The 24683-nt window shown below is 29.0% G+C and carries 18 protein-coding genes and 7 tRNA genes; 20 read left to right on the top strand and 5 right to left on the bottom strand.

Annotated features, from left to right (window positions below):
* Positions 1-77: 77 nt before the first annotated feature.
* From ACKTTQ_RS15250 to ACKTTQ_RS15305, 12 genes are all read left to right on the top strand, one after another.
* A complete protein-coding gene (locus tag ACKTTQ_RS15250) occupies positions 78-1490 on the top strand; it encodes an RtcB family protein (protein WP_408049716.1) in 1413 nt (470 codons plus the stop codon).
* Positions 1432-2331, top strand: a complete 900-nt coding sequence (locus tag ACKTTQ_RS15255) for a hypothetical protein (RefSeq protein WP_408049717.1) — start codon at positions 1432-1434, stop codon at positions 2329-2331. The genes ACKTTQ_RS15250 and ACKTTQ_RS15255 overlap by 59 nt, the downstream gene beginning before the upstream one ends.
* Positions 2332-2340: 9 nt before the next feature.
* Positions 2341-3084, top strand: a complete 744-nt coding sequence (locus ACKTTQ_RS15260) for a nucleotidyltransferase domain-containing protein (protein WP_408049718.1) — start codon at positions 2341-2343, stop codon at positions 3082-3084.
* 136 nt (positions 3085-3220) lie between these two features.
* Positions 3221-5698, top strand: coding sequence for a T9SS type A sorting domain-containing protein (locus tag ACKTTQ_RS15265; protein WP_408049719.1), 2478 nt, complete (start codon positions 3221-3223; stop codon positions 5696-5698).
* Positions 5699-5739: 41 nt separating this feature from the next.
* Positions 5740-6804 carry a nucleotidyltransferase domain-containing protein gene (locus ACKTTQ_RS15270; RefSeq protein ID WP_408049720.1) on the top strand — a complete coding sequence of 355 codons (1065 nt, stop codon included), beginning with the start codon at positions 5740-5742 and terminating at the stop codon, positions 6802-6804.
* On the top strand, positions 6791-7492 hold the full coding sequence (locus tag ACKTTQ_RS15275) for a DUF434 domain-containing protein (protein WP_408049721.1): 702 nt from the start codon (positions 6791-6793) through the stop codon (positions 7490-7492). The genes ACKTTQ_RS15270 and ACKTTQ_RS15275 overlap by 14 nt, the downstream gene beginning before the upstream one ends.
* 10 nt (positions 7493-7502) lie before the next feature.
* Positions 7503-8174: a hypothetical protein gene (locus ACKTTQ_RS15280; protein WP_408049722.1), complete on the top strand. Its 672-nt coding sequence runs from the start codon at positions 7503-7505 to the stop codon at positions 8172-8174.
* A gap of 117 nt (positions 8175-8291) precedes the next feature.
* Positions 8292-8588 carry a phage repressor protein gene (locus ACKTTQ_RS15285; RefSeq protein WP_113786091.1) on the top strand — a complete coding sequence of 99 codons (297 nt, stop codon included), beginning with the start codon at positions 8292-8294 and terminating at the stop codon, positions 8586-8588.
* A 655-nt stretch (positions 8589-9243) separates the two neighbouring features.
* Entirely contained in the window at positions 9244-9930 is a 687-nt protein-coding gene (locus tag ACKTTQ_RS15290) for a hypothetical protein (protein WP_408049723.1), read from the top strand.
* Positions 9915-11306 carry an RtcB family protein gene (locus ACKTTQ_RS15295; protein WP_093869814.1) on the top strand — a complete coding sequence of 464 codons (1392 nt, stop codon included), beginning with the start codon at positions 9915-9917 and terminating at the stop codon, positions 11304-11306. Before ACKTTQ_RS15290 ends, ACKTTQ_RS15295 begins: the two co-directional genes overlap by 16 nt.
* Positions 11307-11527: 221 nt before the next feature.
* A complete protein-coding gene (gene prfH / locus ACKTTQ_RS15300) occupies positions 11528-12220 on the top strand; it encodes a peptide chain release factor H (protein ID WP_408049724.1) in 693 nt (230 codons plus the stop codon).
* A gap of 70 nt (positions 12221-12290) precedes the next feature.
* Positions 12291-12860, top strand: coding sequence for a hypothetical protein (locus tag ACKTTQ_RS15305; protein WP_408049725.1), 570 nt, complete (start codon positions 12291-12293; stop codon positions 12858-12860).
* Between the two features lie 50 nt (positions 12861-12910).
* Here the strand turns inward: ACKTTQ_RS15305 and ACKTTQ_RS15310 are convergent, their stop codons facing one another.
* Both ACKTTQ_RS15310 and ACKTTQ_RS15315 read right to left on the bottom strand, forming a co-directional pair.
* Entirely contained in the window at positions 12911-13471 is a 561-nt protein-coding gene (locus tag ACKTTQ_RS15310) for a carboxymuconolactone decarboxylase family protein (RefSeq protein ID WP_408049726.1), read from the bottom strand.
* 60 nt (positions 13472-13531) lie between these two features.
* A complete protein-coding gene (locus ACKTTQ_RS15315; RefSeq protein WP_408049727.1) occupies positions 13532-14092 on the bottom strand; it encodes a TetR/AcrR family transcriptional regulator in 561 nt (186 codons plus the stop codon).
* 802 nt (positions 14093-14894) lie between these two features.
* Between ACKTTQ_RS15315 and ACKTTQ_RS15320 the strand changes: the two genes are divergently transcribed.
* From ACKTTQ_RS15320 to ACKTTQ_RS15355, 8 genes are all read left to right on the top strand, one after another.
* Positions 14895-14967: transfer RNA gene (locus ACKTTQ_RS15320), tRNA-Cys, on the top strand.
* 361 nt (positions 14968-15328) lie between these two features.
* A tRNA-Asp gene (locus ACKTTQ_RS15325) sits at positions 15329-15401 on the top strand.
* Between the two features lie 5 nt (positions 15402-15406).
* A tRNA-Pro gene (locus tag ACKTTQ_RS15330) sits at positions 15407-15479 on the top strand.
* A gap of 11 nt (positions 15480-15490) precedes the next feature.
* Positions 15491-15572, top strand: a tRNA-Leu gene (locus tag ACKTTQ_RS15335).
* Positions 15573-15611: 39 nt separating this feature from the next.
* A tRNA-Gln gene (locus ACKTTQ_RS15340) sits at positions 15612-15683 on the top strand.
* Positions 15684-15723: 40 nt separating this feature from the next.
* Positions 15724-15796: transfer RNA gene (locus ACKTTQ_RS15345), tRNA-Arg, on the top strand.
* Positions 15797-16230: 434 nt separating this feature from the next.
* Positions 16231-16322: transfer RNA gene (locus ACKTTQ_RS15350), tRNA-Arg, on the top strand.
* 377 nt (positions 16323-16699) lie between these two features.
* Positions 16700-17800, top strand: coding sequence for a slipin family protein (locus ACKTTQ_RS15355; RefSeq protein WP_093869818.1), 1101 nt, complete (start codon positions 16700-16702; stop codon positions 17798-17800).
* Positions 17801-17835: 35 nt separating this feature from the next.
* Here the strand turns inward: ACKTTQ_RS15355 and ACKTTQ_RS15360 are convergent, their stop codons facing one another.
* From ACKTTQ_RS15360 to ACKTTQ_RS15370, 3 genes are all read right to left on the bottom strand, one after another.
* Positions 17836-19899: a PAS domain S-box protein gene (locus tag ACKTTQ_RS15360; protein WP_113786086.1), complete on the bottom strand. Its 2064-nt coding sequence runs from the start codon at positions 19897-19899 to the stop codon at positions 17836-17838.
* Between the two features lie 229 nt (positions 19900-20128).
* Entirely contained in the window at positions 20129-22225 is a 2097-nt protein-coding gene (locus ACKTTQ_RS15365; RefSeq protein WP_408049728.1) for a PAS domain-containing sensor histidine kinase, read from the bottom strand.
* Between the two features lie 237 nt (positions 22226-22462).
* Entirely contained in the window at positions 22463-24586 is a 2124-nt protein-coding gene (locus ACKTTQ_RS15370) for a Tex family protein (protein ID WP_408049774.1), read from the bottom strand.
* Between the last annotated feature and the right edge of the window lie 97 nt (positions 24587-24683).

Genomic DNA, 24683 nt, shown 5'->3' on the forward strand with positions numbered 1-24683 from the left:
GAATCATAAGAAAGTAAATAACTTTCAATAGTAATTGCTCCACAAAACAAGGAGTTTGTGGAGCTTAAAAAATTAAAATGATGGAAAATAAAACTAAAATTACAGGAAAAGAATTAATTGAAATGGGATTCAAATCAGGAAAATGGTTTCCAGAAGCGATGGAATATATAAACTCAAATGAGTTGTCAGAAAAAGAAACATTAGAATACTTAGAGCAATTTCGTTCAGGACCTGAAATTCCATTGTTAGAAAATCCAGCGAGTTTTAATATTAATATTAAAGCAGAGAATGAGTTAGAAGAAGACAATGTACATAAAGTAATCACTTCAATGGAAGTATTAATGAAAACCCCAACGATTGTTGATGGATCTATAATGCCAGATGCTTGTCCTACTGGACCAGCTGGAACTATTCCAGTAGGTGGAGTAGTGGTCGCTAAAAATGCGATTCATCCAGGGATGCATAGTGCTGATATTTGTTGTTCTGTTATGTTAACTGACTTTGGAAAAGCGGATCCGAAAGAAGTGTTAGATGCTGCACATAGTAGCACACATTTTGGGTCAGGAGGTAGAGATAGAAACACACAGTTTCGTTTTCCGATGGATTTATTAGCAGAAATTGAAGCGAATCCTTTTTTGAATACTCAAAAATGTATTTCTGCTGCAAGAAGCCATTTAGGAACACAAGGAGATGGAAATCACTTTCTATTTATTGGTACTTCTAAAAAAACAGGAAATACAATGATGGTAACACATCATGGAAGTAGAGGTTTTGGAGCGAATTTGTATTCAAGAGGAATGCAAGTTGCAGAACAATTTAGAAAAGAATTGTCTCCACAAACATTAAAACAAAATGCATGGATTCCGTTTGATTCTGAAGAAGGAGAAAACTATTGGGAAGCATTACAAATTATAAGAAAATGGACAAAGTTAAACCATGAAGTTTTACATGATGCAACTTTAGATAAGTTAGGAATTGAAAAAGAAAACAGGTATTGGAATGAGCATAATTTTGTATTTAAAGAGGGCGATTTGTTTTACCATGCAAAGGGGGCAACTCCGTTAGATGCTAAGTTTATGCCAGATATTACTGGGCCACGTTTAATTCCATTAAACATGAGTGAACCAGTATTGATTGTGGAAGGAAAAACGACTAAAAGTAATTTAGGATTTGCACCGCATGGAGCTGGTCGAAATGTTAGTAGAACACAGCATAGAAAGAGTAAAACAGGAACTTTTGAAGAAATTTTTAAAGAAGAAACTAAAGGTATAGATGCTCGTTTTTTTTCTAATGAAATTGATATTACTGAGTTACCTTCTGCTTATAAAAATGCAGAGAGTGTTCGTAACCAAATGGAAGAATTTGGTTTAGGTGAAGTTATTGATGAGGTTGTGCCTTACGGTTGTATTATGGCAGGTGATTGGCAAAAAAATGCACCTTGGAAGAATAAAAGAAGACAAAGGAAAAATGAAAATAAAAGAAATAAATAGAAGATTAAAAAGGCAAGCTTATCAAGTAATTATTGATAGGCTTGATAAAAATCATTTTGAAAAAGATTTATATTATTTAGCTGAAATAGCAACTATAAAACCAGAGTCTTTATTTTTCGATTTGATAACTTTAAATTTTAAAAGAGATAATTTGAAAAATGATCTTTTGAGAATATTGATTGAGCATACCCATAAAAATGAATTAATAGCATTAGAAATATATGAAAAGAGTAGATTAATTATAGAGTTAATTGACTTAGAAGAGATATTCACTATAATTGAACAGATACGTAAGTTGTCTGTTGAAAATGATTTGATTGAAGGATTGTATGATTTTTATATAGCTTATGAAAGATATTGTTTTTCCATGGAAATTGGAAATGGGTATACTGAATTTGATCTTTTGATTTTGGCTAAAAAAGCTGCAAGAGTTGCTATTGAAAAATACGAAAAACATGATGATAGCCATGGTTATGAATTTTTTTTTGACGATGATTTATCTGATAAAAACGATAATGATTTTAAATTAAAAAAAGATAGTATTAAAGATTATGTTATAGAAAGTGTAGTCAATTTTAAATCGAAAAAAGTAATAGATGGAGAATTACAAGAATTAGGGTTTGATGATACAGAAATAGTTAATTTGTTTGAAGAATCAAAGAAAGAGATTCAAAGAAAGTCAAAAGAAAGGTCTCAGGTATTTTTTGTAGTAGGTTTAGTGTATACTTTAGTTGGAATTATTGCAATTTTAAAAGGAGAAATTAATTTTAAACTTGTTTGGGGTTTTGGTCTAGTAGGAGTTGGTCTTTTGTATACTTCATTTATGTTGTACAAAAAATAATTAAAAACAATGGAAAAGAGAATTTTAGAGTACTTAGCAAATTTAGAACGTGAAAAAGATATTGAAATATTATTTGCAGTAGAATCGGGGAGCAGAGCTTGGGACTTTGCTTCTCCAGATTCTGATTATGATATACGATTTGTATATAAACACAAAAGAGAATGGTACTTAAACCTTTGGGAGCAAAAAGATACGATTCAATTTATGACCGATGATGACTTGGATGGTTCAGGATGGGATATCCGAAAGGCATTACAATTGTTATCTAAATCAAACGCATCGTTTTTAGGGTGGTTGTTTTCATCAGTTGTTTATAGAGCAGATGAGGTTTTTCTTCAAGATATTAAAGAATTAGCTAGCTCAAATTTTAATCCAGTTTCAGGGTTTTATCACTATCACAGCATGAATAAAGGATTTGAAGAAAAATTAGGAACTTCAGAAATGACTATAAAAAGCTTTTTTTATGCTATTAGAACAGCTTTATGTGCTAATTGGATAGTGAAAAACAAAACGATTCCGCCAGTACTATTAAGAGAAATGTATTCTTTATTGGAAGAAAAATATCAAAAAAAATTAGATGATTTAATTTTGTTAAAAAGTAAAAACATAGAAAAGAGTACGTTGAATATTGATAATGATTTAATCAATTTGGTGAAAAATATTGTTGAAGAAAATAATGAGATGAAAAACAGTTTATTAAATACAAAACCCAACAAAGAAGATTTTAATAGGTTTTTTATAAAAAACGTTTAAAAAGGTCATTGCGATTGAGGTACGAAAGAAGCAATCTGTTTTCTATTTGGAGATAATATGGGTTGCTTAGTTATCAATAACTAACATACTCCTTGTACTTATTAGCAATTTTTTTAAATTTGTCACAAAAATTAAAATGAAAAACTACTTATATATTTTAGTAATCTTTTTTTGTTCAACGTACTCAGTTTTAAATGCTCAAAAGAAATTTGAGGATAATGTAATAACTAACAATCATAATTATGGTTCTAGTATTTCGGGTTCTCATGCTGCTGATATAGATGGTGATGGAGATTTGGATGTTATTGCATATTACTATGAAGGAAATTTAGTTTGGTATGAAAACAAACCTAATAAAGGAGGGTTGGTTGAACCAAAAGTTATTTATAAAAGTAATAATGGTTCTAATTCAAATCTTTTTGCTGTTGATATAGATAAAGATGGTGATCTAGATATATTCGCATCAGATAGTAATGGAAAAGTATTTTGGCATGAAAACCTTGATGGACTTGGGAATTTTGAAAAAAAACATCTTATAACTGAAGATAGTGAAAGCGTTTCATCATTAGATTATTATGATATAGATGGAGATGGAGATTATGATGTTTTAATATCGTTTAATTCTTTTGATTATAAATATCAAACTGCCTGGTATGAAAACAAAAATGGGAAAGGAGATTTTGGAGTAAAACAAACTATTACGACAATTGATAGTTATGGAAGTTCTTTTGTTGAGGATATTGATTTAGATGGTGACGGTGACGTAATTATAGGAAGTAAGTTTTGGTTTGAGAATATAGATGGAAAAGGAACTTTTACCCAAAAACATAAGATAACTAATGAGAGAGAGGTAAGTAATAATGGTTTTCCTATAGATATAGATAACGATGGAGATATTGATGTATTAGTAGCAGAGGGTTATTATGATAGGCTTTTATGGTATGAAAATACTGATGGATTAGGAACTTTTGGGGCCAAAAAAATAATTGGGAATATCAGTGGAGATATTAGTGCTGTTTTCGCGGATGATATAGATGGTGATAATGATATTGACATTTTAATAGATGGAGATGGTTTATATTATTTTATAAATGATGGAGAAGAAAAATTTACAGGGAGAAAAAATATTTATAAGATTGGCTCAAATAGTAATAATGGAGTAATAATTGCCGCTGATATAGATGGTGATGGTGATAAGGATGTAATTTCTTCTTGCGTTACTAATCAAAAATCAGGAATGGCCTACAGTGAATATGATCAATCTACTGGAGAGTTTAAAGCTGAATATATTTTATCGGAATATTTTAGTAATCCAATAGGAAGTTTTCCAGTTGATATTGATAATGATGGAGATCTTGATATTTTAGTTGCATCAAATGGAGATAATAGAATTTCTTGGTTTGAGGATGTAAATGGAAAGCAAAAATTTAGCATAAGGCATATTATATCAACAACAGTTTATAGTCCTAAGTTTGTAATAGCTGAAGATATAGATAATGATGGTGATATGGATGTTTTTGCAGTATCTGAATCTGGAAATAAAATTATTTGGTTTAAAAATCAAGGAAATGGTGTTTTTGGTGATGAAATTGTCTTAACTGCTGATGTGAAGTCTCCTCAAATGGTAGCTATAACAGATATAGATAAAGATGGAAATTTAGATGTTGTTTCTGTGTCACGCAGAGATGATAAAATTGCATGGTATAAAAATTTAGATGGTCTTGGGAATTTTGGAGAGCAACAAATTATATCTACTGAATCTGATGAGCCACTTTGTATTTATACTGCAGATTTTGATAATGATGGAGATAATGATCTATTTATTAAATCAATTAATGATCGTCAAATTTCTTGGTATAAAAATGAAGACGGAAAAGGCAATTTTAGTGCTAAACAAGTTATTTCATATGGTGTGTCTGGTACGAACCCAAATTTTGATATAGATGACATAGATAACGATGGCGATTTAGATATTTTAACTCCAAGTGATGACGATTCAGATTTAGCTTGGTATGAAAACATAGGAGGAGATAGGCAATTTAGTTATAGTAAAAGAATAAGCTATAGCTCAACTAAATATTGTGAATTAGCAGATATGGATCTCGATGGAGACTTAGATGTTGTTTTTGAATATGGACCAAATAATAATATTAAATGGTATGAAAATCTAGACGGAAAAGGAGATTTTCAAACTTATGGAACAACAATAAGTAGTGTGCCAGGTGATAATTGGACAACGAATTCTATTACAAATTTCTTTGTAAAAGACATGGATTTTGATGGTGATATAGATGTTGTTTCCATAAAGCGTAGAGAAGATAAATTAATATATACTGAAAATTTAAAGGTAAATACGTTATCTGTTCATGGATATTCTATACATAATTTTTCTGTTCATCCAAATCCATCAAGAAATATAGTTAATGTAAAAAATAAAAATGTATTTAATACTATAACTATTTATGGAGTAAGTGGAAGAGTATTAAAAAATATAGAACTAAAAAAACCTAAGTTAACCCATCAGTTAAATGTGTCAAACTTATCTCCTGGTGTGTATTTTATAGAGATAAAATCTAATAAAAAGAAAGAAATAGTTAAGTTTTTAAAAGAGTAAATAAACGGTTTGTTTAACCTCTTTTTCAAAAATATTACAAAATGACATTAGAGGATTTAAAAAAATCAGAAAGTATTTTATTCGAATGTATTAGTGGAAGTAGGGCCTATGGCTTAGAAACACCAACTTCAGACATTGATATTAGAGGTGTATTTATCTTGCCAAAAGAACAATTTTATTCTTTAGATTATATTGGGCAGGTAAACAATGAAACAAATGATATAGCTTATTATGAATTAAGAAAGTTTATAGAATTATGCTCTAAGAACAATCCGAATATTTTAGAGATGCTGAACGTTCCTGAAGATTGTGTTTTATACAAACATCCATTATTTGATGAGATTAAAAAAGAATACTTTTTATCTAAACTATGTAGAAAGTCCTTTGCTAATTATGCGTTTACACAAATTAAAAAAGCAAGAGGATTAAACAAGAAAATTGTCAATCCAGTTGAAAACGAACGAAAAACTATTGAGGATTTTTGTACTATAAGAACAGATAAGAGAGCTATAAAAATTGAAGATTTTCTAAAAGAAAAATCATTAGAAAAAGAAAATATCGGTTTGACAAAAATACCGAATATGAAAAATTGTTTTAATTTATTTTATAGTGAGTCTTCAAATTATCAAGGAATTTCAAGAGAAGGAGCAAATGAAGTTTGTACGAGTTCTATTTCAAAAGAAGAACAACCAATAGCAATGTTATATTGTAATTTGGAGGGATATTCATCGTATTGTAAAAAATATAAGGAGTACTGGTCTTGGGTGGAAAAAAGAAATGATGAACGTTATAAAAGTAATATTTCTCATGATAAGAATTATGACGCTAAAAATATGATGCATACGTTTCGATTATTACACATGGCAAAAGAAATAGGAAAAGAAGGAGTTATACATATTAGAAGAAAAGATAGAGAATTTTTATTAGCTATAAAAAATGCTGAATATGAATATGATGATCTAGTTAGAAAAGCAGAATTAATGAGAGAAGAATTAGACTTGATTTATAATGCATCTGACTTGCTTGAAAAGCCTGATTTAGATAGAATAAACTCATTACTAATTTCTATAAGAAACAAATACTATACACTTAATGTCAAAAAATAGAGGAAAAGAAGGAAGAGACGATTATTTATTTGGAGAAGTATTTATGCAACGAAAAATAAAAGAAGCGGTATTTGATATGTCTTTTTTACTAGAACGGGGTTATGGTGAATCTTCTTCTTGTGAATTAGTAGGAAGTCGTTATAAATTGAATAAAAGACAGCAACAAGCAATAAAAGGAATGTCGGCAAGTGAAACTGCTGTTGTGCATCGAGAAAAGACTAAAATACCTGTTGAAAATTTAGAAGGAACTACATTAATTATTGACGGATTTAATCAGTTAATATTATTAGAAAGTATACTATCAGAAGCCTATGTGTTTAAAGGAAGAGATGGAGCGTATAGAGATCTATCGAATTTATATGGAACCTATAAAAGTGTACGTCAAACTGAAAAAGCCATTGAAGTTTTTGCTGAGTTCTTTAAAAAGTATAGTGTTTTAAAAGTTGTTTGGGTATTTGATGCTCCAGTTTCTAATAGTGGACGCATGAAAACAAAGCTAACAGAGTATGCAAATGAAAAAGGGTATAATTGGGAAGTGATACAAGAGAATAATCCTGATAAATTCATAGTAAAAAGCAATTTTATTGGAGTAAGTTCTGATGCTTGGGTTTTAGATAAAACAAAATCCTGGACTAATATTATTGACGTTTTAATTCCTGAAAATTATCCTTTTTTGATCACCTGTTAGTAAAAATAAAATGAAAGAAGAAAAGATATTATTTAAGTTAAAAGAAATACAAAGGTTGTTTTTGTGCGAAAACGAAGAACATTACCTATTGAAATGTAAGGATGAGCATATTGAAACAATAGCATTTAATATCGAGAATTATTTTTCTCAAGAATGTTTTCTCGAAAAATATGAGCAGCCCTACTTTGAAGAAGAAATAAAAATTGATAGAATCTTGGTCTTTAATAAATTTCAGTTTTTAATAGAAGAAAAGAATATACCTGAATTAATTCAAAAATTAGAGGAAGTAAAAATTAAAGATTTCCTTATAGTTTTAGGGCAAAGAATTACATCAGCAACAATTAAAGATGAAAAAGCAATTCCGCCAATAAACAAGGAAGTGTACAATGCAAGCTTTACGTTTTATAATGCACAAATTTCAAAAGCTGTGAGAGCTTTTGAAAAGCATTCAGAAAGAACCACAAATAGTTTTTGGGGAAAGGCTATTGGAAATCCTGCTGAAAAAGAAGAAAAAGTAAGAGATTTATTAGCTGGGATGTTAAAAAATAAAACATGGTGGAATGTTTATTATCATTACAAACATGAAATAGTATATGAGATAAGAATAGCGTCAGGACATGGAGCTCGTTGGAAAAAAGAAAATTTAGAATTTATTGGTTTTGTAGAGCCGTTTTTAAATTAAATTTTCAGCTTATTAAAATTTATTGCATCTTTGCATCAGTTCATTGACAGGTTCTTATATCATTTTATGAGATATGTAACACAATAATGCGTTACATAATTTATAAAATATAATAATATGAATTGGAAAATTCAAAAATTGACTAATGGCGAAACCATTATTTCTAAAGAACCAGGTAATTCTATGTTACCTCTTTTAAAATCTAAACAACCAGTAAAATTGAAGCCTATTAATTGGGAACAATGTGAAGTTGGAGATATTGTTTATTGTAAAGTTCGTGGAAACTGCTTTACACATCTTGTAAAAGGTAAAAATGATAAAAGAGGATTACAAATAGGTAACAATCATGGAAGAATTAACGGATGGACTAAAAATGTGTATGGAAAAGTAGTAGAAATACTTACAATGCCATAGGCATTCCTAAAAGAAACAAGAGTACAGAGAGTTAAAACTCTCTTATATATTTTATAAATTAAAGAATAAAACAAAATTTAAACCTATGACAATACTAAAATTCACATATCAGGACGCAAATAAGCGACTTAGTGAGTTGTATTTTAGGTAGAAATTCACAGTATAAAAAGTAAAAAGCGTCCAAAATTAATTTTTGGACGCTTTTTTTTATAAAAAATTTTAAAACCTGAAATCCACTTTGAATCGTGTAGTACAAAATGTACATAACAAAGTATCAGTCAATTAATAAATCTGCAAAAGGCGGACGGGATTTTTATTTTCTAAAAACAAACACAACTAATTGATTATCAGTAAAATATAAAGTGTTTTTATTTGTGTAATTCAAAAATAGATTCTAAGTTTGCATCGCAATTATGCAACAAAACAATTATAAAACGAAGTAACATGTTCAAATACCAATTAAACATAAGTACACTAATAGAACCAGGTTCTTGTGTGCACATGCTTCGCGACTTTCTTCACACATAGATAAGAATTATCCTATATATGAAAAGTCCGAAGCCAAAAAGTTTCGGATTTTTTTATGCTCTTTTTCAAATAACATACGAGTTAATAATTATTTCCGATAGGTGATAAATAGTTAAATATATGTTCATTGAAACCAAAACACATCAAAGAACAAAGACAGAAAGCCATTCGAATTATAAGAAAGAGGCAAAGAGAGATTTATCAAAAAATTAAAGAATTAGGGTACATAAAATTAAAAGAACCTATACGACATGGTTGGTTTAAAGAAATTGTAATAACAGAAAATGTAGAACGCTATAAAAACAAGGCGGCTATTTTAGAGTTGTACGATTGTATAGAAAAAAGTTTTTGGGGTAGAACAAAAGAAAAAGCTGATAAACAGTGGTTTCATAAAATCTCAAAACACTTAATATATAAAGAATTTCCAACCATATCTAAAAAACAATTTAATCGATTAACATATAAGGCGCAAGCTATGTGTACGGTATTCTCTTTTAGAAACGAAAACAAAAAAATAAAAAAACGATTTTATATAAGAATTCCAAAAGGAGCTTATAAAATTAAATATACAAGAGCTTATATAACACATTCTAAAAGAATTGATCCTCAACTTGAAAGTGAGTTAGATCTTTTAGAACAACAATTGTATAAAAGTGGTTATTATGAAATTTGGCAAGAGAGTTATTGGAGAAATTATTGGAGAACTCCTGAAGAACACAAGCAAAAATTTCAAGTAACTAAACAGTTGAATGCTCTTAAAAAGTATCCTTTACAGGATATTATAAATGACAACATATCATGGGAAATAAATTAAAAGGAAAGGACTTAATAAAATTAGGGTTTCCAAAAAATAATAGTATAAATATAGCCTTAGGGCAAATTAATAGATATCGTAAAAGAGAAAAGAAAGAACGCATTTTAGAGGAAGCAAAGCAAGTATTGTTAGCACCAGAAAAATATCAGGGAAATGCTATTTGGGGTAAAGTTGCAGAAGGTTTGGTAAAACCTGTTGAGGTACAAATGCACAAATTACGAAACACTAGGGTTCCATTTAGTATTTATGGAGAAAATGAAATTGACGATTTAGCAAAATACCAATTGTATGACGCTTTAAAATTACCAGTTGCTGTACAAGGAGCTTTAATGCCAGATGCGCATGCAGGATATGGTTTACCAATAGGTGGTGTATTGGCCACAGAAAATGCCGTGATTCCTTATGGAGTAGGAGTTGATATTGGTTGTAGAATGTGTTTAACAGTATATCCAGTAAAAGCATCTTATTTAAAAGGGAAAGTTCATCAGTTGGAAAATATATTGTCTGAGCATACTAAATTCGGAATGTATGAAACGCACAAAATGAAGCATGATCATGAAATATTTGAACGTACCGAGTTTCAAGATATACCGTTGTTAAAGCGGTTAAAAATTAAAGCATATAATCAACTAGGAACCTCAGGTGGAGGAAATCATTTTGTAGAGTTTGGAGTGGTAACTATTACAGATGAAAATAATGAATTTGATTTGCCTATTGGAGAATATATAGGATTATTAACGCATAGTGGAAGTCGTGGATTGGGAGCAAACATTGCAAAACATTATACGTATTTAGCAACGAAACAATGTCCTTTACCAAAAAATGTACAACATTTAGCGTGGTTAGATTTGAATACTCATGACGGACAAGAATATTGGTTAGCAATGAATTTAGCGGGTGATTATGCAAAAGCATGTCACGATAATATTCATAAACGAATTGGTAAATTACTAGGAGCAAAAGCAATTGCAAAAATTGAGAATCACCATAATTTTGCTTGGAAAGAAAAGGTGAATGGACAAGAATTAATTGTTCATAGAAAAGGAGCAACTCCCGCTAACAAAGGTGAGTTAGGTATCATTCCCGGTTCCATGACAGCTCCTGGGTACATAGTACGTGGCTTGGGAAATACTGAAAGTTTAAATTCTGCTTCTCATGGAGCTGGTAGAAAACATTCTCGAAGAAAGTGTAAAGAGAAATTTACAAAAAGCGATATCAAACACCAATTAAAAATGAATGGAGTAAGTCTTATTGGAGGTGGAGTAGATGAAGCACCAATGGCATATAAAAACATTAAAAAAGTAATGGCAAATCAACAAGAACTGGTTGAAGTGTTAGGAACCTTTACGCCGAAAATTGTAAGAATGGATAAATAGCATTCTTTGAGCGTTACCTAAAGGTCGCGCTTTACGCTATATCTTTTTATAGCTGTCATTGCGAAGTTTACTGTTTTGTAAACTGTGGCAATCTTATAATTAATAAACAGATTGCTTCGTCCCTCGCAATGGCGCTAATTTATGTAAGCTATAAAAAGGATGCCACTTCAATCCCTAACGCAAGCATTGTAATAGAGGGATTATATAAATAATAAGAAATAATGGACACAAAAATAATACAAATAACAGCAGCTAAAGGCCCATCAGAATGTGCATGGGTAGTTGCAAAAATTTTAAAAATATTTTTAAAAGAATTAATAGAAGCTAAGATTGAATATACAGTGTTGCATAAAGTTAATGGAATTGAAAATGGAACAGTACAATCTGTAACTGTTGAGTTAAAAGGAAAAAAACTTTCTGATTTTTTAAAGAACTGGTTAGGATCAATTCAATGGATTGGAACCTCAACTTTTAGAAAATATCATAAACGTAAAAACTGGTTTATTGGTTGTTATGAATTGAATCAACATAAAGAAAAAACAATTAACGAAAACGATATTCAATTTCAAGCAATTCGAAGTTCAGGAGCTGGTGGGCAACATGTAAACAAGGTAAGTTCTGCTGTTAGAGCAAAACATATACCAACAGGAGCTCAAGTATTGGTTTCTGATAGTCGTTCACAACATCAAAATAAGAAGACTGCAATACTACGATTAAAAGAAAAAATAGCAGATCATAATATTGGTCAATTAAAAGAATCGATAAAAAGTGAATGGGAAAATCATTTGAGTTTAGAAAGAGGTAATCCTACTAGAACATTTACAGGTTCAGATTTTAAACAACAAAAGAAATTGAAATCTTTTAAAACAAAACGGAATCAACTAAAAACTGATTTAAGAAAACAATTAGAATAACAATATAAAACGTCATTACGATTGTAGCGAAGGGTAAAGAGGTAATCTCTCTATATATTAACAAATTTAGATGATTCTTCAAAATGACAAAAAAGAAAATAAAATGGGAACATTAGCAAATAATTACATATTTAAAGCAATAGATGCTTATCCATATGATTTAGAGGAAGCAATTGAAGCTTTAACATATGCTTTAGCATATGATGAAAAAAACACGATTGCCTTATGTTTAATGGGGAGAATTCATGCCGAAGCATTATACAATTATCACAAAGCAAAAGAATATTATGCAGAGGCTTTAGCTGAAAACATTCATGCATTTAATATTTATCCTAATTACATCAATGTGCTATTATGGAATGAAGATTTTGAAGAGGCAGAAAAGCTAATAGATTTTGCTTTGGGGGTAAAGGGATCAGATAAAGCGGTGTTGTATTTAAAAAAAGCAGTTTTATTTGAGACCAAAAAGAAATACAAAAAGGCGTTAAAAAGCGTTATTAAAGCTAGAGAGCACAGTTTTAATAGTGAATTTTCATATACTATTGATGAAGAAGAAAAGCGTATTAAGGGGAAATTGCCCAAAAAGAAGAAAGTAAAATCTAAGAAAAAAGATAAAAAATCTAAGAAAAAGAAGAAATGATTTAAAACTAAAAACCACATTATTTATTTTAATGTGGTTTTTTATTCGTGTTATTTTTGCATTTCATTTTCCCAAGCGAACTTTTTAAAAGGTTTATCTATAGGGGTGTTAGCAATATGATTAGTGTAATTACTAATTGCTTTTTGTGCTAAGCCTAAAATGATTTCTAAGACTTGCTGTTGACGATAGCCAGCATCAAAGAATGCTTTCAAATCTGCATCAGAAATTCTACCTCTATTTCTAACTATAGCTAAAGTTGTATTTCTTAGTATTTCTAATTTTTCATTGGCAATAGCAGTTTTGTTTCTTAACGCATCAGTTAAATTTTTATCAACTTTCATCATATGAGCTATTCCAGTATGTGCAGGAACACAATAATGACATCCGTGTTCTACATTTATGGTTTGCCAAACTACAGTTAGTTCCTCATTATTAAAAGAGGAGTTTGAAAATAATTCATGTAGTTTTTGATAGGCATCTAATGTTTCTGGTGAATCGGCTAATACGCCATGTAATCCGGGTACCATACCAAAAGCTTTTAATGATTTATTTAATAGTTTTTTGCTTCCTTCAGGAGCTGTTTCAATTGTGTGAATTTTTAATGTACTCATAATTATTGGTTTTTAATTATAAAACTAAACGATCGTTTAGTTTTGTTGTAAAAAAAATGTTTAAATATTTTTAAATATCATTTCAATATAATCAGATATCTCTTTTTTATTGTTAACTCTTGTGGCAGCTGCTAATCCATGTTTTGCTAAGAGTAAAAAGTTAGCTTCTTTTAATATTGTTTCATCATTTTTTGATTCATCTTTTAACTTTTGAATAAATATCTCTTTTAATGAATTCATAAAAAAATTAATTAATTCGTTTATTTCAGAATCAGTAGTATTTGAAAACTCATTGTAAGTGTTAGTCATTAAACAACCTTTATGATTACCTTCTTGATAACAAACATCAACAGAATCATAAAAAAATGTTTTAATGTCGTTTATTCCATTATTTTCCTCTTTTAACTTAGTAAACATTTTGTTTGTTTTACGCTTGTATAACTCTATACTTTTAATAAAAACACCATGTTTATTACCAAAACTAGAGTAAATAGAAAATTTATTTATCCCCATTTCTTTTTCAAGCATTTGCATAGAAGTATTTTCATAACCGTTCCTCCAAAACAATCGCATTGCTTTGTCTATAACCTCTTCTTCTATATATTGCTTTTTTCTGGACATCTAATATTAATACACTACAAATCTAAACAATCGTTTAGAAATAAAAAAATGTTTGTCATTTTTTATGAAACCTTATTTATTTTGGTGCTAAATTAGAGTTGGTTTGGTCTATCATAAACTAAAAAATAGTAATATTGCAGTAATAATTAAGAAATGGAATTAAAATATATACATACTAAAGAGCAAATACAGCTTTGTTCATTTGATTTTCGCCCGAGTATTTGGCGAAAAGGATGTTATGTATGTAAAAATAAACAGTGATTTAATACTTTTAAATTAATCACAGAACAATACAAAGCGTCCAATTAACAATTGGACGCTTTTTTTATGAAAAAAAATAAAAATGTTTTAGTTAAGAAAATCAAATAATAAAAAGTAACAAACAATTGAGAGACAGACTATTGTGTGAAAGTTTATTATCCGTTAAATAACGGACAGGATTCCTAGTGGATAAGATCAAATTAAACACTTGTAGATCAGTGGTTTAAATTTATTTTTTCCTTGTGTAATTAAAAAATGTGTTACATATTTGCAACATCAAAACAAGAGAAATTATTGTTTTGATATTGACTAGATATACTATTAAAAATAAAAATAAGAACATAAAATGAAACAGTATTCACAACATATAAAACAAAACTACTTCGAGTTTCGCTTACCGAGTAGCCTATGTATACTATGTGATGATCAGGAGTTCAATTTTAAAAAGGAGATATATTATGATGATATAAGCTAATTATATATTCATACATAATTGTAAAGCATCTCCGGTTAAGGAGATGCTTTTTTTATGGAATAAAACGACAAGGTGGCTGAATGGCAAAGGCAGCGGACTGCAACTCCGTTTTTTATGAGTTCGAATCTCATCCTTGTCTCTATGATTGAGGTAATCCAAACTTGTTTGAGAATTACGGAAATCCAATTCTAGATTAGATGAGAACGCGAAGCAATCTCATCCTTGTCTCTATGATTGAGGTAATCCAAACTTGTTTGAGAATTACGGAAATCCAATTCTAGATTAGATGAGAATACGAAGTAATCTCATCCTTGTCTCGATGATTGAAGTAATTGAAACTTGTTTGAGAATTGATCAAATAATAAAATGTGTCATTCTGATGAGGAACGAAGAAGGAATCTATTAAAAGATAGCTTCATTTCATTCGCAATGACTTAATAAAAGAAAGTGTGGAGTAATTAGACAACTTATTAGATTTGGATTCTATCACTTATATAAATAGTACTGTAGCACAATGGCTAGTGTGTCCGACTGTCTCTCGGAAAGTTGCGGGTTCAAATCCCGTCAGTACTGCAAAACTGGGAAGATAACGATTGGTTGTTTACCTGCTTTGGATGCAGGAGGCTGTAGGTTCGAGCCCTACTTCTCAGACAAAATTAAATGCGGGAATGGTGAAATTGGTAAACACGCTAGATTTAGAATCTAGTATCGAAAGATGTGAGAGTTCGAGTCTCTCTTCCCGTACTAATAAAGAATAAAGATTTATTTCTTTCTCTAGAAGAGAAACCTGTGATGTAATGGTTAGCATACAAGATTTTGATTCTTGTTGTATAGGTTCAAATCCTATCAGGTTTACAAAATTTGAATATTAATCAAAATAGTAATTATTAAAAAAGGGGGTATAGTTTAATTGGATAAAATTTTAGAGTACGATTCTAAAGATGCAAGTTCGAATCTTGCTATTCCTACAAAAAATCAAAAATATTTTAATTACGCAAAAAGACTACGTAGCTGTGTTAAATATTTGCATAGTAATTGAAAAAGAACGCCGTTAAAAGTGGGAGAATTGCAAAAGAAAAAAGATGAAAGACCTCATCATAACATGGAGTATGATGAGGCAAATTAAAGAAGTTCATTAACATATTAAAATGAAAAGGTCATTACGAATGTAACGAAGTGAAATGAAGTAACCTGTTAAAGAACTTCTTCATTACTTCATTTTAATGACATTAAAATATCAAGTAAATCTTGTTGCGTGTTTCTGTATAGCACCATTGTATACAATTTTACAGTTTTGTATTGAGTTTGTATGTGTAACTTGACTTGAAGGTTTGATTATTAGCCAAAAAATAATCTCCAAAATTCATGTGGGTTCGAATCCCACTCATATTTCATATATGATGGCGGAACGGTAGACGCGCTAGATTTCGGTTCTAGTGAATTCAGATACTTTCACTATCTGTTTTAGCACAGGTTCGATTCCTGTCAAGGCCACTAAAAAAAAGGCTTTGTAGCTCAGTTGGTTAGAGCACTACACTCATAATGTAGGTTTTTTAGGAAGCTCATCATCTTATAAAACTGATGAAAAAGTAAAAGTATTGAGTGTTTAATGAAGTTTTTAAATAAACACTTGTAAACGTACTTGAAAGAATAACTTTTAAATAAGTGAAGTATTCATATTTAGTAAGTCAATTATTGTTGAGTATAAACTGTAATCCATTTGTTAAATTAAAATATGGACTTTTTTAAAATTATTGTTTCCGTGTTTTTATAAGCATGAGTACTCAATACTTTTCATTAAAAAAGAACAAGTTTCTCCTTTATTGGAATGAATTGTTATAAAAGAAGTTGAATTAAAAACAAAAGAAAAAATGAAAAGAGTAAGAATTAATCAAGGAAATGTAGGCTTAGTTTTTAAAAATGGAGACTATCAAAAAGTAATTACTAGTGGCTTGCATTGGTTAGGTTTTAATCAATATGTAAATACATATGATTTAACTAAAGATTTTAATATTTCACTAGCATTAGAAGTTTTATTAAAAGATGAAGAGCTGGTTGCGATGTTAGAGGTTATTGAAGTAAAAGATAATGAGTTAGTTTTTGTATATGAAAATAATAATTTTAAGCGTGCTTTAGAAGCTGGGAGATATACATTTTGGAAAGGTTTAGTAAAAAGAACTTTTCAAACCATTGATATTAGTAAAATTTATATCACTGAAAATTTAGATAAAGCGTTGTTTAAAAATTATGCTGTAAATAAATACATAAGAGTATTTGAAGTAGCTGCGTATGAGAAAGCAGTGTTGTTAATAGATGATGTATATACTAAAACCATAACTGGTGGTGTATATAGATTTTGGAGAAATGATATTTCTATTAAAATAGCTAAAGTTGATACAAGACAATTGCAATTAGAGGTTTCTGGACAAGAATTGTTAACTAAGGATAAAGCGAATATTAGAATCAATTTTTATACACAGTATAAAATTATAGATATCGAAAAAGCATTGTTAGCAAATAAGGAGTTTGAAAAGCAATTGTATGTTTTAATGCAACTAGCTTTAAGGTCTTATGTAGGTAGATATACTTTAGATGAGTTATTAGAGAAAAAAGAAGATATTGGAAATGCTGTATTTGAGGAAGTTTCTAAAAACACAAAGGCTTTAGGAGTAACATTGATTTATTGTGGAATTAGAGATGTTATTTTACCAGGTGATATGAAAGAAATTATGAATCAAGTTCTAGTAGCGCAGAAAAAAGCGCAAGCTAATATTATTACAAGACGTGAAGAGACAGCTTCTACTAGAAGTTTATTAAACACTGCCAAATTAATGGAAGATAATGAGATGTTATACAAGTTGAAAGAAATGGAATATGTAGAAAAAATAGCAGATAAAATAGGAGAGATTACTGTTTCAGGAAATGGAAACATGGTAAAACAATTAAAAGAAATTTTTTCAGTAAATAAATAGCTCACAGATACCTGTGGGCTTTTATAGTTTCTTTTTTATTTAGGTAACGTAAAATAAAAGATGGTACCTTCATTAACTTTTGAGGTTAGCCAAATTTTCCCCTCACAAATATCTATTATTTTCTTTACTATGGAGAGTCCAACTCCTGTTGAATTTTCATTGTTTTCTAAAGTTTGAAAGATTTCAAATATTTTTTTGTGGTATTTATCTGAAATACCAATACCATTATCTTCAATACTAAATTGCCAATGCGATTGCTCCTCTTTACATTTCACATTTATGATACCAGTTTGCTTATCGTTATATTTTACAGCATTGCTTATTAAATTTTGGAATAATTGATATACTCTAAATTTTTCTACGTTTAATTTTGGTAATTTATTTAAAATGTTGACGGTAAAATTTTTTGGAACATAAATAGTATCAATAATATCCTTAACTAAGCCATTTAAATCAGTTTTTTGTTTTTTAGAGTTTACCTGATCAATACTTGTGTACTTTAAAATACCGTTGATTAAATATTCCATTTTGTCAACCTTTTTTAAAAGTAATTTCGTATTCTCATCTATGATTTTATTCGGATGAATAGTGTTTTCTTCTTTAATCCAATTTGCTAAAGCATTTATACTTCTTAAAGGCGATTTAAGGTCGTGTGATACTACATGTGCAAAATCTTTTAACTCTTTATTTCTTGAAGTTAAGTTTTTTAATAATGCTTTGTTCTTTTTATCAGTTTCAATTCGAAGCTGTAAATTAAGAGCATTTTTTAACTGAGAAGAAGCTAAATTAGCAATGGTTTCTAATGTTTTTAAATGATATGTTGTAAAATAATTTCTAGTTGAATGTTCAGAGTCTATAACACCAATAACTTCATTGTTTGCAATTATTGGAACAGAAATTTCGGATAAACGAATTTTATCATCTACAATGTATCTTTTATCTTTAGAGGTGTCGTTTATAATTTCTGATTTGCCTTCTTTTGCTACACTACCAACAATGCCTTCACCAATTGATATTTCTAATTGATTTGTTATGATGTTGTTAGCGTCAATTTTATTTTCAAAAGCAGCAATTTGTTCTAGCTTACCCGTTTTATAGTTTAATAAATAAATAACACAATCTTCAAAACCTAATAACTTTGCAGAAGTTGCTGTTATTTCCCATGCAATTTCGTGAATGTTTGTTTTTCCTAAAATAGAAGACATTAAACTATTTAAACCTAAAAGTAAAGACTGGTTTTGTAATTCTTCTGTAATGTCATCAATTAAGGCTACTTGATAGTTGTTTTTGTGAGTTGTTTTTATAACTGAGGTGTTTGTTTTTGCCCAAATTGTTTTTCCACTTTTTGAACGATAACATTTATTAGTGGAGGTATTACTAACTTCTTCATTGTCAATTTCTTTTTTTTCTATAATACTAGACATACTTAGTGTGGTTAATTCTTCTTCGGTATAACCTAATAATTTTTGAATAGCTTTATTTGATTTAATGATTTTATCTTCTTGAGTTAATACAATTCCTATAGAAGAATGTTCAACAATTGCATCTAATTGTTTTTTCTGTTCATCAAAAATATCTTGTTGTAGTTTTTGTTTGGTAATATCTCTAATAATTCCTTGAGCCAAAGTAGGGTTTCCTTTGTGGTCATATACAATATTACAGTTAATATCAACCCATTTAAGATTTTTATGTTTGTCATAAATTCTTGTTCTAAAATTTCTAAAAGTACCTTTTTCAATTAATTGATAAAAAGATTTCATGGCATATTCATAATCATCATGAAAAAGAGTATCCATTACATTAAATGATTCGATGTTATTATTCGCACCAAAAAAATCAATTGAAGCTTTGTTCATTTTAATAACATTACCAAAAAGATCCATTAAAATATATGGATCAATAATACTTTTAAATAAACTATTTATTTCAAGCTGTTTTTTGTTTACAATTGAAGATAGGTTTTGTCTAGTAGTTTCAAGTTCTTCGGTTTTGTAATCTAAATCTAAAGATATTTTCTTAATATCCTCTTGTGCTTTTTTAAGAGCAGCATCTTTCTGAGCAAGAGATTCTTCTAAAAATCGTATTTTATGATAATCCATTCTTCAGGTTTTTATAACAGTATATTACTAACTTTTAGAATCAAAATGCTTTCTTATAGTTAAGGGTTGTGAATAATGAAATTAAAAAAAAAGGTCGAGCTAGATAAGTTATATTGATGAAGAGAAGTTAACTTTCGTTCAAATGCAAGTGTTTAATGATAAGAGAAAGTTTTAATTTAATTTTTATTAAATTAAATAGAATGGTAGGGGGTAAAAATAGAAAAAAGAACTATTTAGGCAGCGTAAAATAAAACACAGTACCTTCATTTATTTTTGAAGTAAGCCAAATTTTCCCTTCATAAATATCTACTATTTTCTTTACAATAGATAGTCCGACTCCTGTTGAATCTTCACTTTTTTCTAAAGTTTGAAAAATTTCAAATATTTTTTTATGGTATTTGTCAGAAATACCAATTCCGTTGTCCTGAACGCTAAATAACCAGGTTTCTTCTTCTTCTTTACAAGTAATGTTTATTATTCCTTCTTGCTTATCGTTATACTTTACAGCATTACTTATTAAATTTTGAAATAATTGATATATTCTAAACTTTTCAACTTCTAATTTAGGTAGCTTGTTTAAAATATTTATTTTAATGTTTTTAGGTATGTAAATAGTATCTATGATATCTTTTACTAGATTATGAAGGTCTGTTTTTTGTTTGGTAGATTTAACTTGATCTATACTAGCATATTTTAAAATACCATTGATTAAATGTTCCATTTTATCAATTTTCTTTAAAAGTAAATTAATATCGTCATCAATTACTTGATTGGTAGTTTTAGCATTTTCTTCTTTAATCCAGCTAGCTAAAGCATTCATACTCCTTAAAGGTGATTTAAGATCATGTGATACTACATGGGCAAAATCTTTTAACTCTTGGTTACTTTTAGTTAAGCTTTTTAGCAATGCTTTATTTTCAATATCTGCCTCAATTCGAAGTTGTAAATTAAGTGCGTTTTTTAATTGAGTAGCAGCTAAATTAGCTATGGTTTCTAATGTTTTTAAATGATAATCTGTATAAAAGTTTTTATTGGAGTGTTCAGAATCAATAACCCCAATGATTTCGTTGTTTGCAATAATAGGAACTGAAATTTCAGAAAGGCGTACTTTATCATCTACTAAATACCTTTTGTCTTTAGAGGTATCGCTAATAATTTCTGATTTACCAGTTTTGGCAACATAACCAGCAATTCCTTCTCCTATACTAATTTCTAGTTGGTTTTGTATAATTTTTCTTTTTTCAACTTTACCACCGTGTGCAGCAATTTGTTTTAATTTACCAGTTTTATAATCTAATAAGTAAATTACTAAATCTTCAAAATTTAAAAGTTCAGTTGTTCTTTCAGAGATTTCCCATGCAATATCGTAAATATCAGTTTTTCCTAATATTGAAGACATTAAACTATTTAAGGCTTTAAGAAGTGATTGATTTTGAAGTTCTTCAGTTATATCTTCAACCACAGCTACTTGGTAGCTATTGTTTCCTCTGCCTGTTTTTACAGTAGAAACATTTGTTTTTGCCCAAATTACAGTGCCATGTTTAGTTCTATAACGTTTGTTAATAGAAAAATGTTCTATTTCATTGTTATCAAGCTTTTTCATGTATAACTCAGATGTTTCTTTGTCTTCTTTTAAAGAAATATCACCAACAGATAAAGCTAAAAGTTCTTCTTCAGAATAATTTAGTAACTCTTGAAAAGCTCTATTGCTTTTTATAATTTCTCCTTTTTTTGTTAAAACAATACCTAATGAAGAATAATCGACAATAGCATTTAATTGATTTTTTTGTTCGTCAAAAACTTGTTGTTGAACTTTTTGTTGAGTAATATCTCTAATTATTCCTTGAGCGAAAGTAGGATTTCCTTCAGTATCATAAACTACATTACAATTAATATCCACCCATTTTATTTCTTTTAGATTGTTGTAAATTCTTGCTTGAAAATTTCTAAAAATCCCAGTTTCTAAAAATTCTTGAAATGAATTCATAGCATATTCAATATCTTCCTCATATAGGGTATCCATTACATTGAAAGGATTCTTTTCATTATCAATTCCAAAAAAATCGATAGAAGCATTGTTCATTTTTAAAACATTACCGTACAAATCCATTAAAATGTATGGATCAATAATTGTTTTAAACAAATTGTTTAACTCAATTTGTTTTTCATTAATAACTTTAGAAAGGGTTTGGTTAGTTTCTTCTAACTCTTGATTCTTATCATGTAAATCTAATGATCTTTGCTTCATTATTGCTTCAGCCTCTTTGCGGGCTTTTCGTTCAAGTGCAAGAGATTCTTCTAATAACTGTATTTTCTTTTCATCCATTTTTTTGTAAATAAAATGGTACTATTAAACTATTATTTTTAATGTACACATGGGGGTTTTTAACTTAAGTACTAAATTTAATAAATTATTATATAATTTATCAATTTCATTACAGTTATTTTGAAGATTTTTAAATGATTAGGTAAAAAAAGAGGAGCAAATAAATCAAAAAGTAAGACAGGTTGCGTCTTACTTTTTGATTAAAAATATATTTATAGAATAAGATTTACAGTTTTACTAAAAATTCATGCTCAATTGAATACGTTTTCTTTGAATGTCTACTTCTAAAACTTTAACTTGAACATGTTGTTGTAAGTTAACATGCTCATTAATATCTTGTACAAAGGTATTTGATAGGTTTGATACGTGAACTAAACCACTTTCTTTAATGCCTATATCTACAAAGCAACCAAAATTTGTAATATTGTTTACAATACCAGGTAAAATTTGCCCTGTTTTAAGGTCATTAATAGTTTTTATATGTTCGTTAAAGCTAAAAGCTTTAGCTTTTTTTCTTGGATCTAATCCCGGTTTTTCTAACTCTTTAATAATATCTTGTAGTGTTGGTAACCCAAAAGAGTCAGTAACGTACTGTTGTAATTTTATTTGTTTTAATGCAGAAGTATTTCCTATTAATTCTGTTATATTATTTCCAGAATCTTTAGCTATTTTTTTAACTAAAGAATATTGTTCTGGGTGAACCGCTGAATCGTCTAAAACATTATCTCCATTTTTAATTCGTAAAAATCCAGCAGATTGTTCAAAAGCTTTCCCTCCTAAACGAGGTACCTTTTTTATTGCAGTTCTATTGCTAAATGCACCATTTTCATTTCTATAGTTTACAATGTTTTCTGCTAATTTGGAACCTATACCAGATACATAACTTAATAACGATGCACTTGCTGTGTTTATATTTACACCAACTTTATTAACACAATGTTGCACAATAGTGTCTAATGATTTGTTAAGTTTAGATTGGTCAACATCATGCTGATATTGTCCTACACCAATTGATTTTGCGTCAATTTTTACTAACTCAGCTAATGGGTCTGCTAATCTACGGCCAATAGAAATTGCCCCTCTAACAGTAACATCGTAATTAGGAAACTCATCACGAGCAATTTTTGAAGCAGAATAAATAGATGCACCAGCTTCACTTACTACAAAAACTTCTATGTTGTTTTTAAAATGAATTCGTTTTATTAATTGCTCACTTTCTCTTGAAGCTGTTCCATTTCCTATAGCTATAGCTTCTATTTTATAAGCATCTACTAGTGTACTAATTTTTTTTATAGCTTCGGTAGCTTTATTTTGAGGAGCGTGAGGAAAAATAGTTTCGTTGTGTAATAAATCACCTTGTTTGTTTAAACAAACAATTTTACATCCAGTTCTAAAACCTGGGTCAATAGCTAAAATTCGTTTTTCACCTAAAGGGGAACCAAGTAAAAGTTGCTGTAAATTTTTAGCAAATACTTTTATAGCATTTTCATCAGCTTTTTCTTTTGCTATACTCATTGTTTCATTAGTAAGAGCAGGAAATAATAAACGTTTATAAGAGTCTGAGATTGCTAATTCAATTTGTTGAGCAGACTCATTATGAGAACGAATTATTCGATCTTCTATTTTTTGAAGTACTCGGTCATTATCTATTTCAATTTTTATACGAATAAAGCCTTCTTTTTCTGCACGTAATATTGCTAATAAGCGATGAGACGGGATACGACTTAAGTTTTCTTCCCAAGAAAAATAATCTTTAAATTTTTGAGCACCGTCTTCGTCTTTTTTAGATTTAATTATTTTAGTTGAGATAATTGCAAAACGCTCTAGTTGGTAACGAATGTTATTTCTAATATCACTTCGTTCGTTTATCCATTCAGCAATAATATGGCGTGCTCCTTCTAAAGCATTTTCAATGGTTTCAATTGCATTAGAAGTGTATTTTGATGCTGTAAATTCTAAATCATTCACACGTTGACTCATAATCATTTTAGCCAAAGGTTCTAATCCATTTTTACGAGCAGTTTCTGCTTTAGTTTTACGCTTTTTCTTATATGGTAGATAAATATCTTCAAGAGAGGTAAGACTCTCAGTGTTTTCAATTTTTAGCTTTAACTCATTTGTTAATACCTCTTGTTCTTCGAGAGCTTTTAGTATTGTAGTTTTTCTTTTCTCTAAAGTTTCATATTGTTCTTTTAATTGAACAATTTGACCTATTTCAACTTCATCTAAATTTCCTGTTTTTTCTTTTCTATATCTTGCTATAAATGGAATAGTGCAATCTTCATTTAATAATTCAATAGTGTTTTGAATTGATTTTTCTGAAATTTCTGAACGAGAGGTAATATATTTTATCAAGAGTATAATTTTAAATTTTGATGGAGTCAAGCAAAAATAATGAAATAAAAAATAGGCAGATGTTATCTTAATAAATAATCTAATTGTTAGTTTTGAAATTATA

It is taken from the genome of Tenacibaculum halocynthiae, assembly GCF_964512825.1.
Taxonomy (GTDB): domain Bacteria; phylum Bacteroidota; class Bacteroidia; order Flavobacteriales; family Flavobacteriaceae; genus Polaribacter; species Polaribacter halocynthiae.

What these genes read in the sequence shown, in the direction of transcription:
- ACKTTQ_RS15275 (WP_408049721.1), top strand. Translation starts at nt 6,791, where the DNA reads ATGTCAAAAAATAGAGGAAAAGAAGGAAGAGACGATTATTTATTTGGA.
- ACKTTQ_RS15250 (WP_408049716.1), top strand. Translation starts at nt 78, where the DNA reads ATGATGGAAAATAAAACTAAAATTACAGGAAAAGAATTAATTGAAATG.
- ACKTTQ_RS15305 (WP_408049725.1), top strand. Translation starts at nt 12,291, where the DNA reads ATGATTCTTCAAAATGACAAAAAAGAAAATAAAATGGGAACATTAGCA.
- ACKTTQ_RS15255 (WP_408049717.1), top strand. Translation starts at nt 1,432, where the DNA reads ATGCACCTTGGAAGAATAAAAGAAGACAAAGGAAAAATGAAAATAAAA.
- prfH (WP_408049724.1), top strand. Translation starts at nt 11,528, where the DNA reads ATGGACACAAAAATAATACAAATAACAGCAGCTAAAGGCCCATCAGAA.
- ACKTTQ_RS15365 (WP_408049728.1), bottom strand. Translation starts at nt 22,225, where the DNA reads ATGGATGAAAAGAAAATACAGTTATTAGAAGAATCTCTTGCACTTGAA.
- ACKTTQ_RS15260 (WP_408049718.1), top strand. Translation starts at nt 2,341, where the DNA reads ATGGAAAAGAGAATTTTAGAGTACTTAGCAAATTTAGAACGTGAAAAA.
- ACKTTQ_RS15315 (WP_408049727.1), bottom strand. Translation starts at nt 14,092, where the DNA reads ATGTCCAGAAAAAAGCAATATATAGAAGAAGAGGTTATAGACAAAGCA.
- ACKTTQ_RS15270 (WP_408049720.1), top strand. Translation starts at nt 5,740, where the DNA reads ATGACATTAGAGGATTTAAAAAAATCAGAAAGTATTTTATTCGAATGT.
- ACKTTQ_RS15360 (WP_113786086.1), bottom strand. Translation starts at nt 19,899, where the DNA reads ATGGATTATCATAAAATACGATTTTTAGAAGAATCTCTTGCTCAGAAA.
- ACKTTQ_RS15310 (WP_408049726.1), bottom strand. Translation starts at nt 13,471, where the DNA reads ATGAGTACATTAAAAATTCACACAATTGAAACAGCTCCTGAAGGAAGC.
- ACKTTQ_RS15295 (WP_093869814.1), top strand. Translation starts at nt 9,915, where the DNA reads ATGGGAAATAAATTAAAAGGAAAGGACTTAATAAAATTAGGGTTTCCA.
- ACKTTQ_RS15355 (WP_093869818.1), top strand. Translation starts at nt 16,700, where the DNA reads ATGAAAAGAGTAAGAATTAATCAAGGAAATGTAGGCTTAGTTTTTAAA.
- ACKTTQ_RS15265 (WP_408049719.1), top strand. Translation starts at nt 3,221, where the DNA reads ATGAAAAACTACTTATATATTTTAGTAATCTTTTTTTGTTCAACGTAC.
- ACKTTQ_RS15285 (WP_113786091.1), top strand. Translation starts at nt 8,292, where the DNA reads ATGAATTGGAAAATTCAAAAATTGACTAATGGCGAAACCATTATTTCT.
- ACKTTQ_RS15280 (WP_408049722.1), top strand. Translation starts at nt 7,503, where the DNA reads ATGAAAGAAGAAAAGATATTATTTAAGTTAAAAGAAATACAAAGGTTG.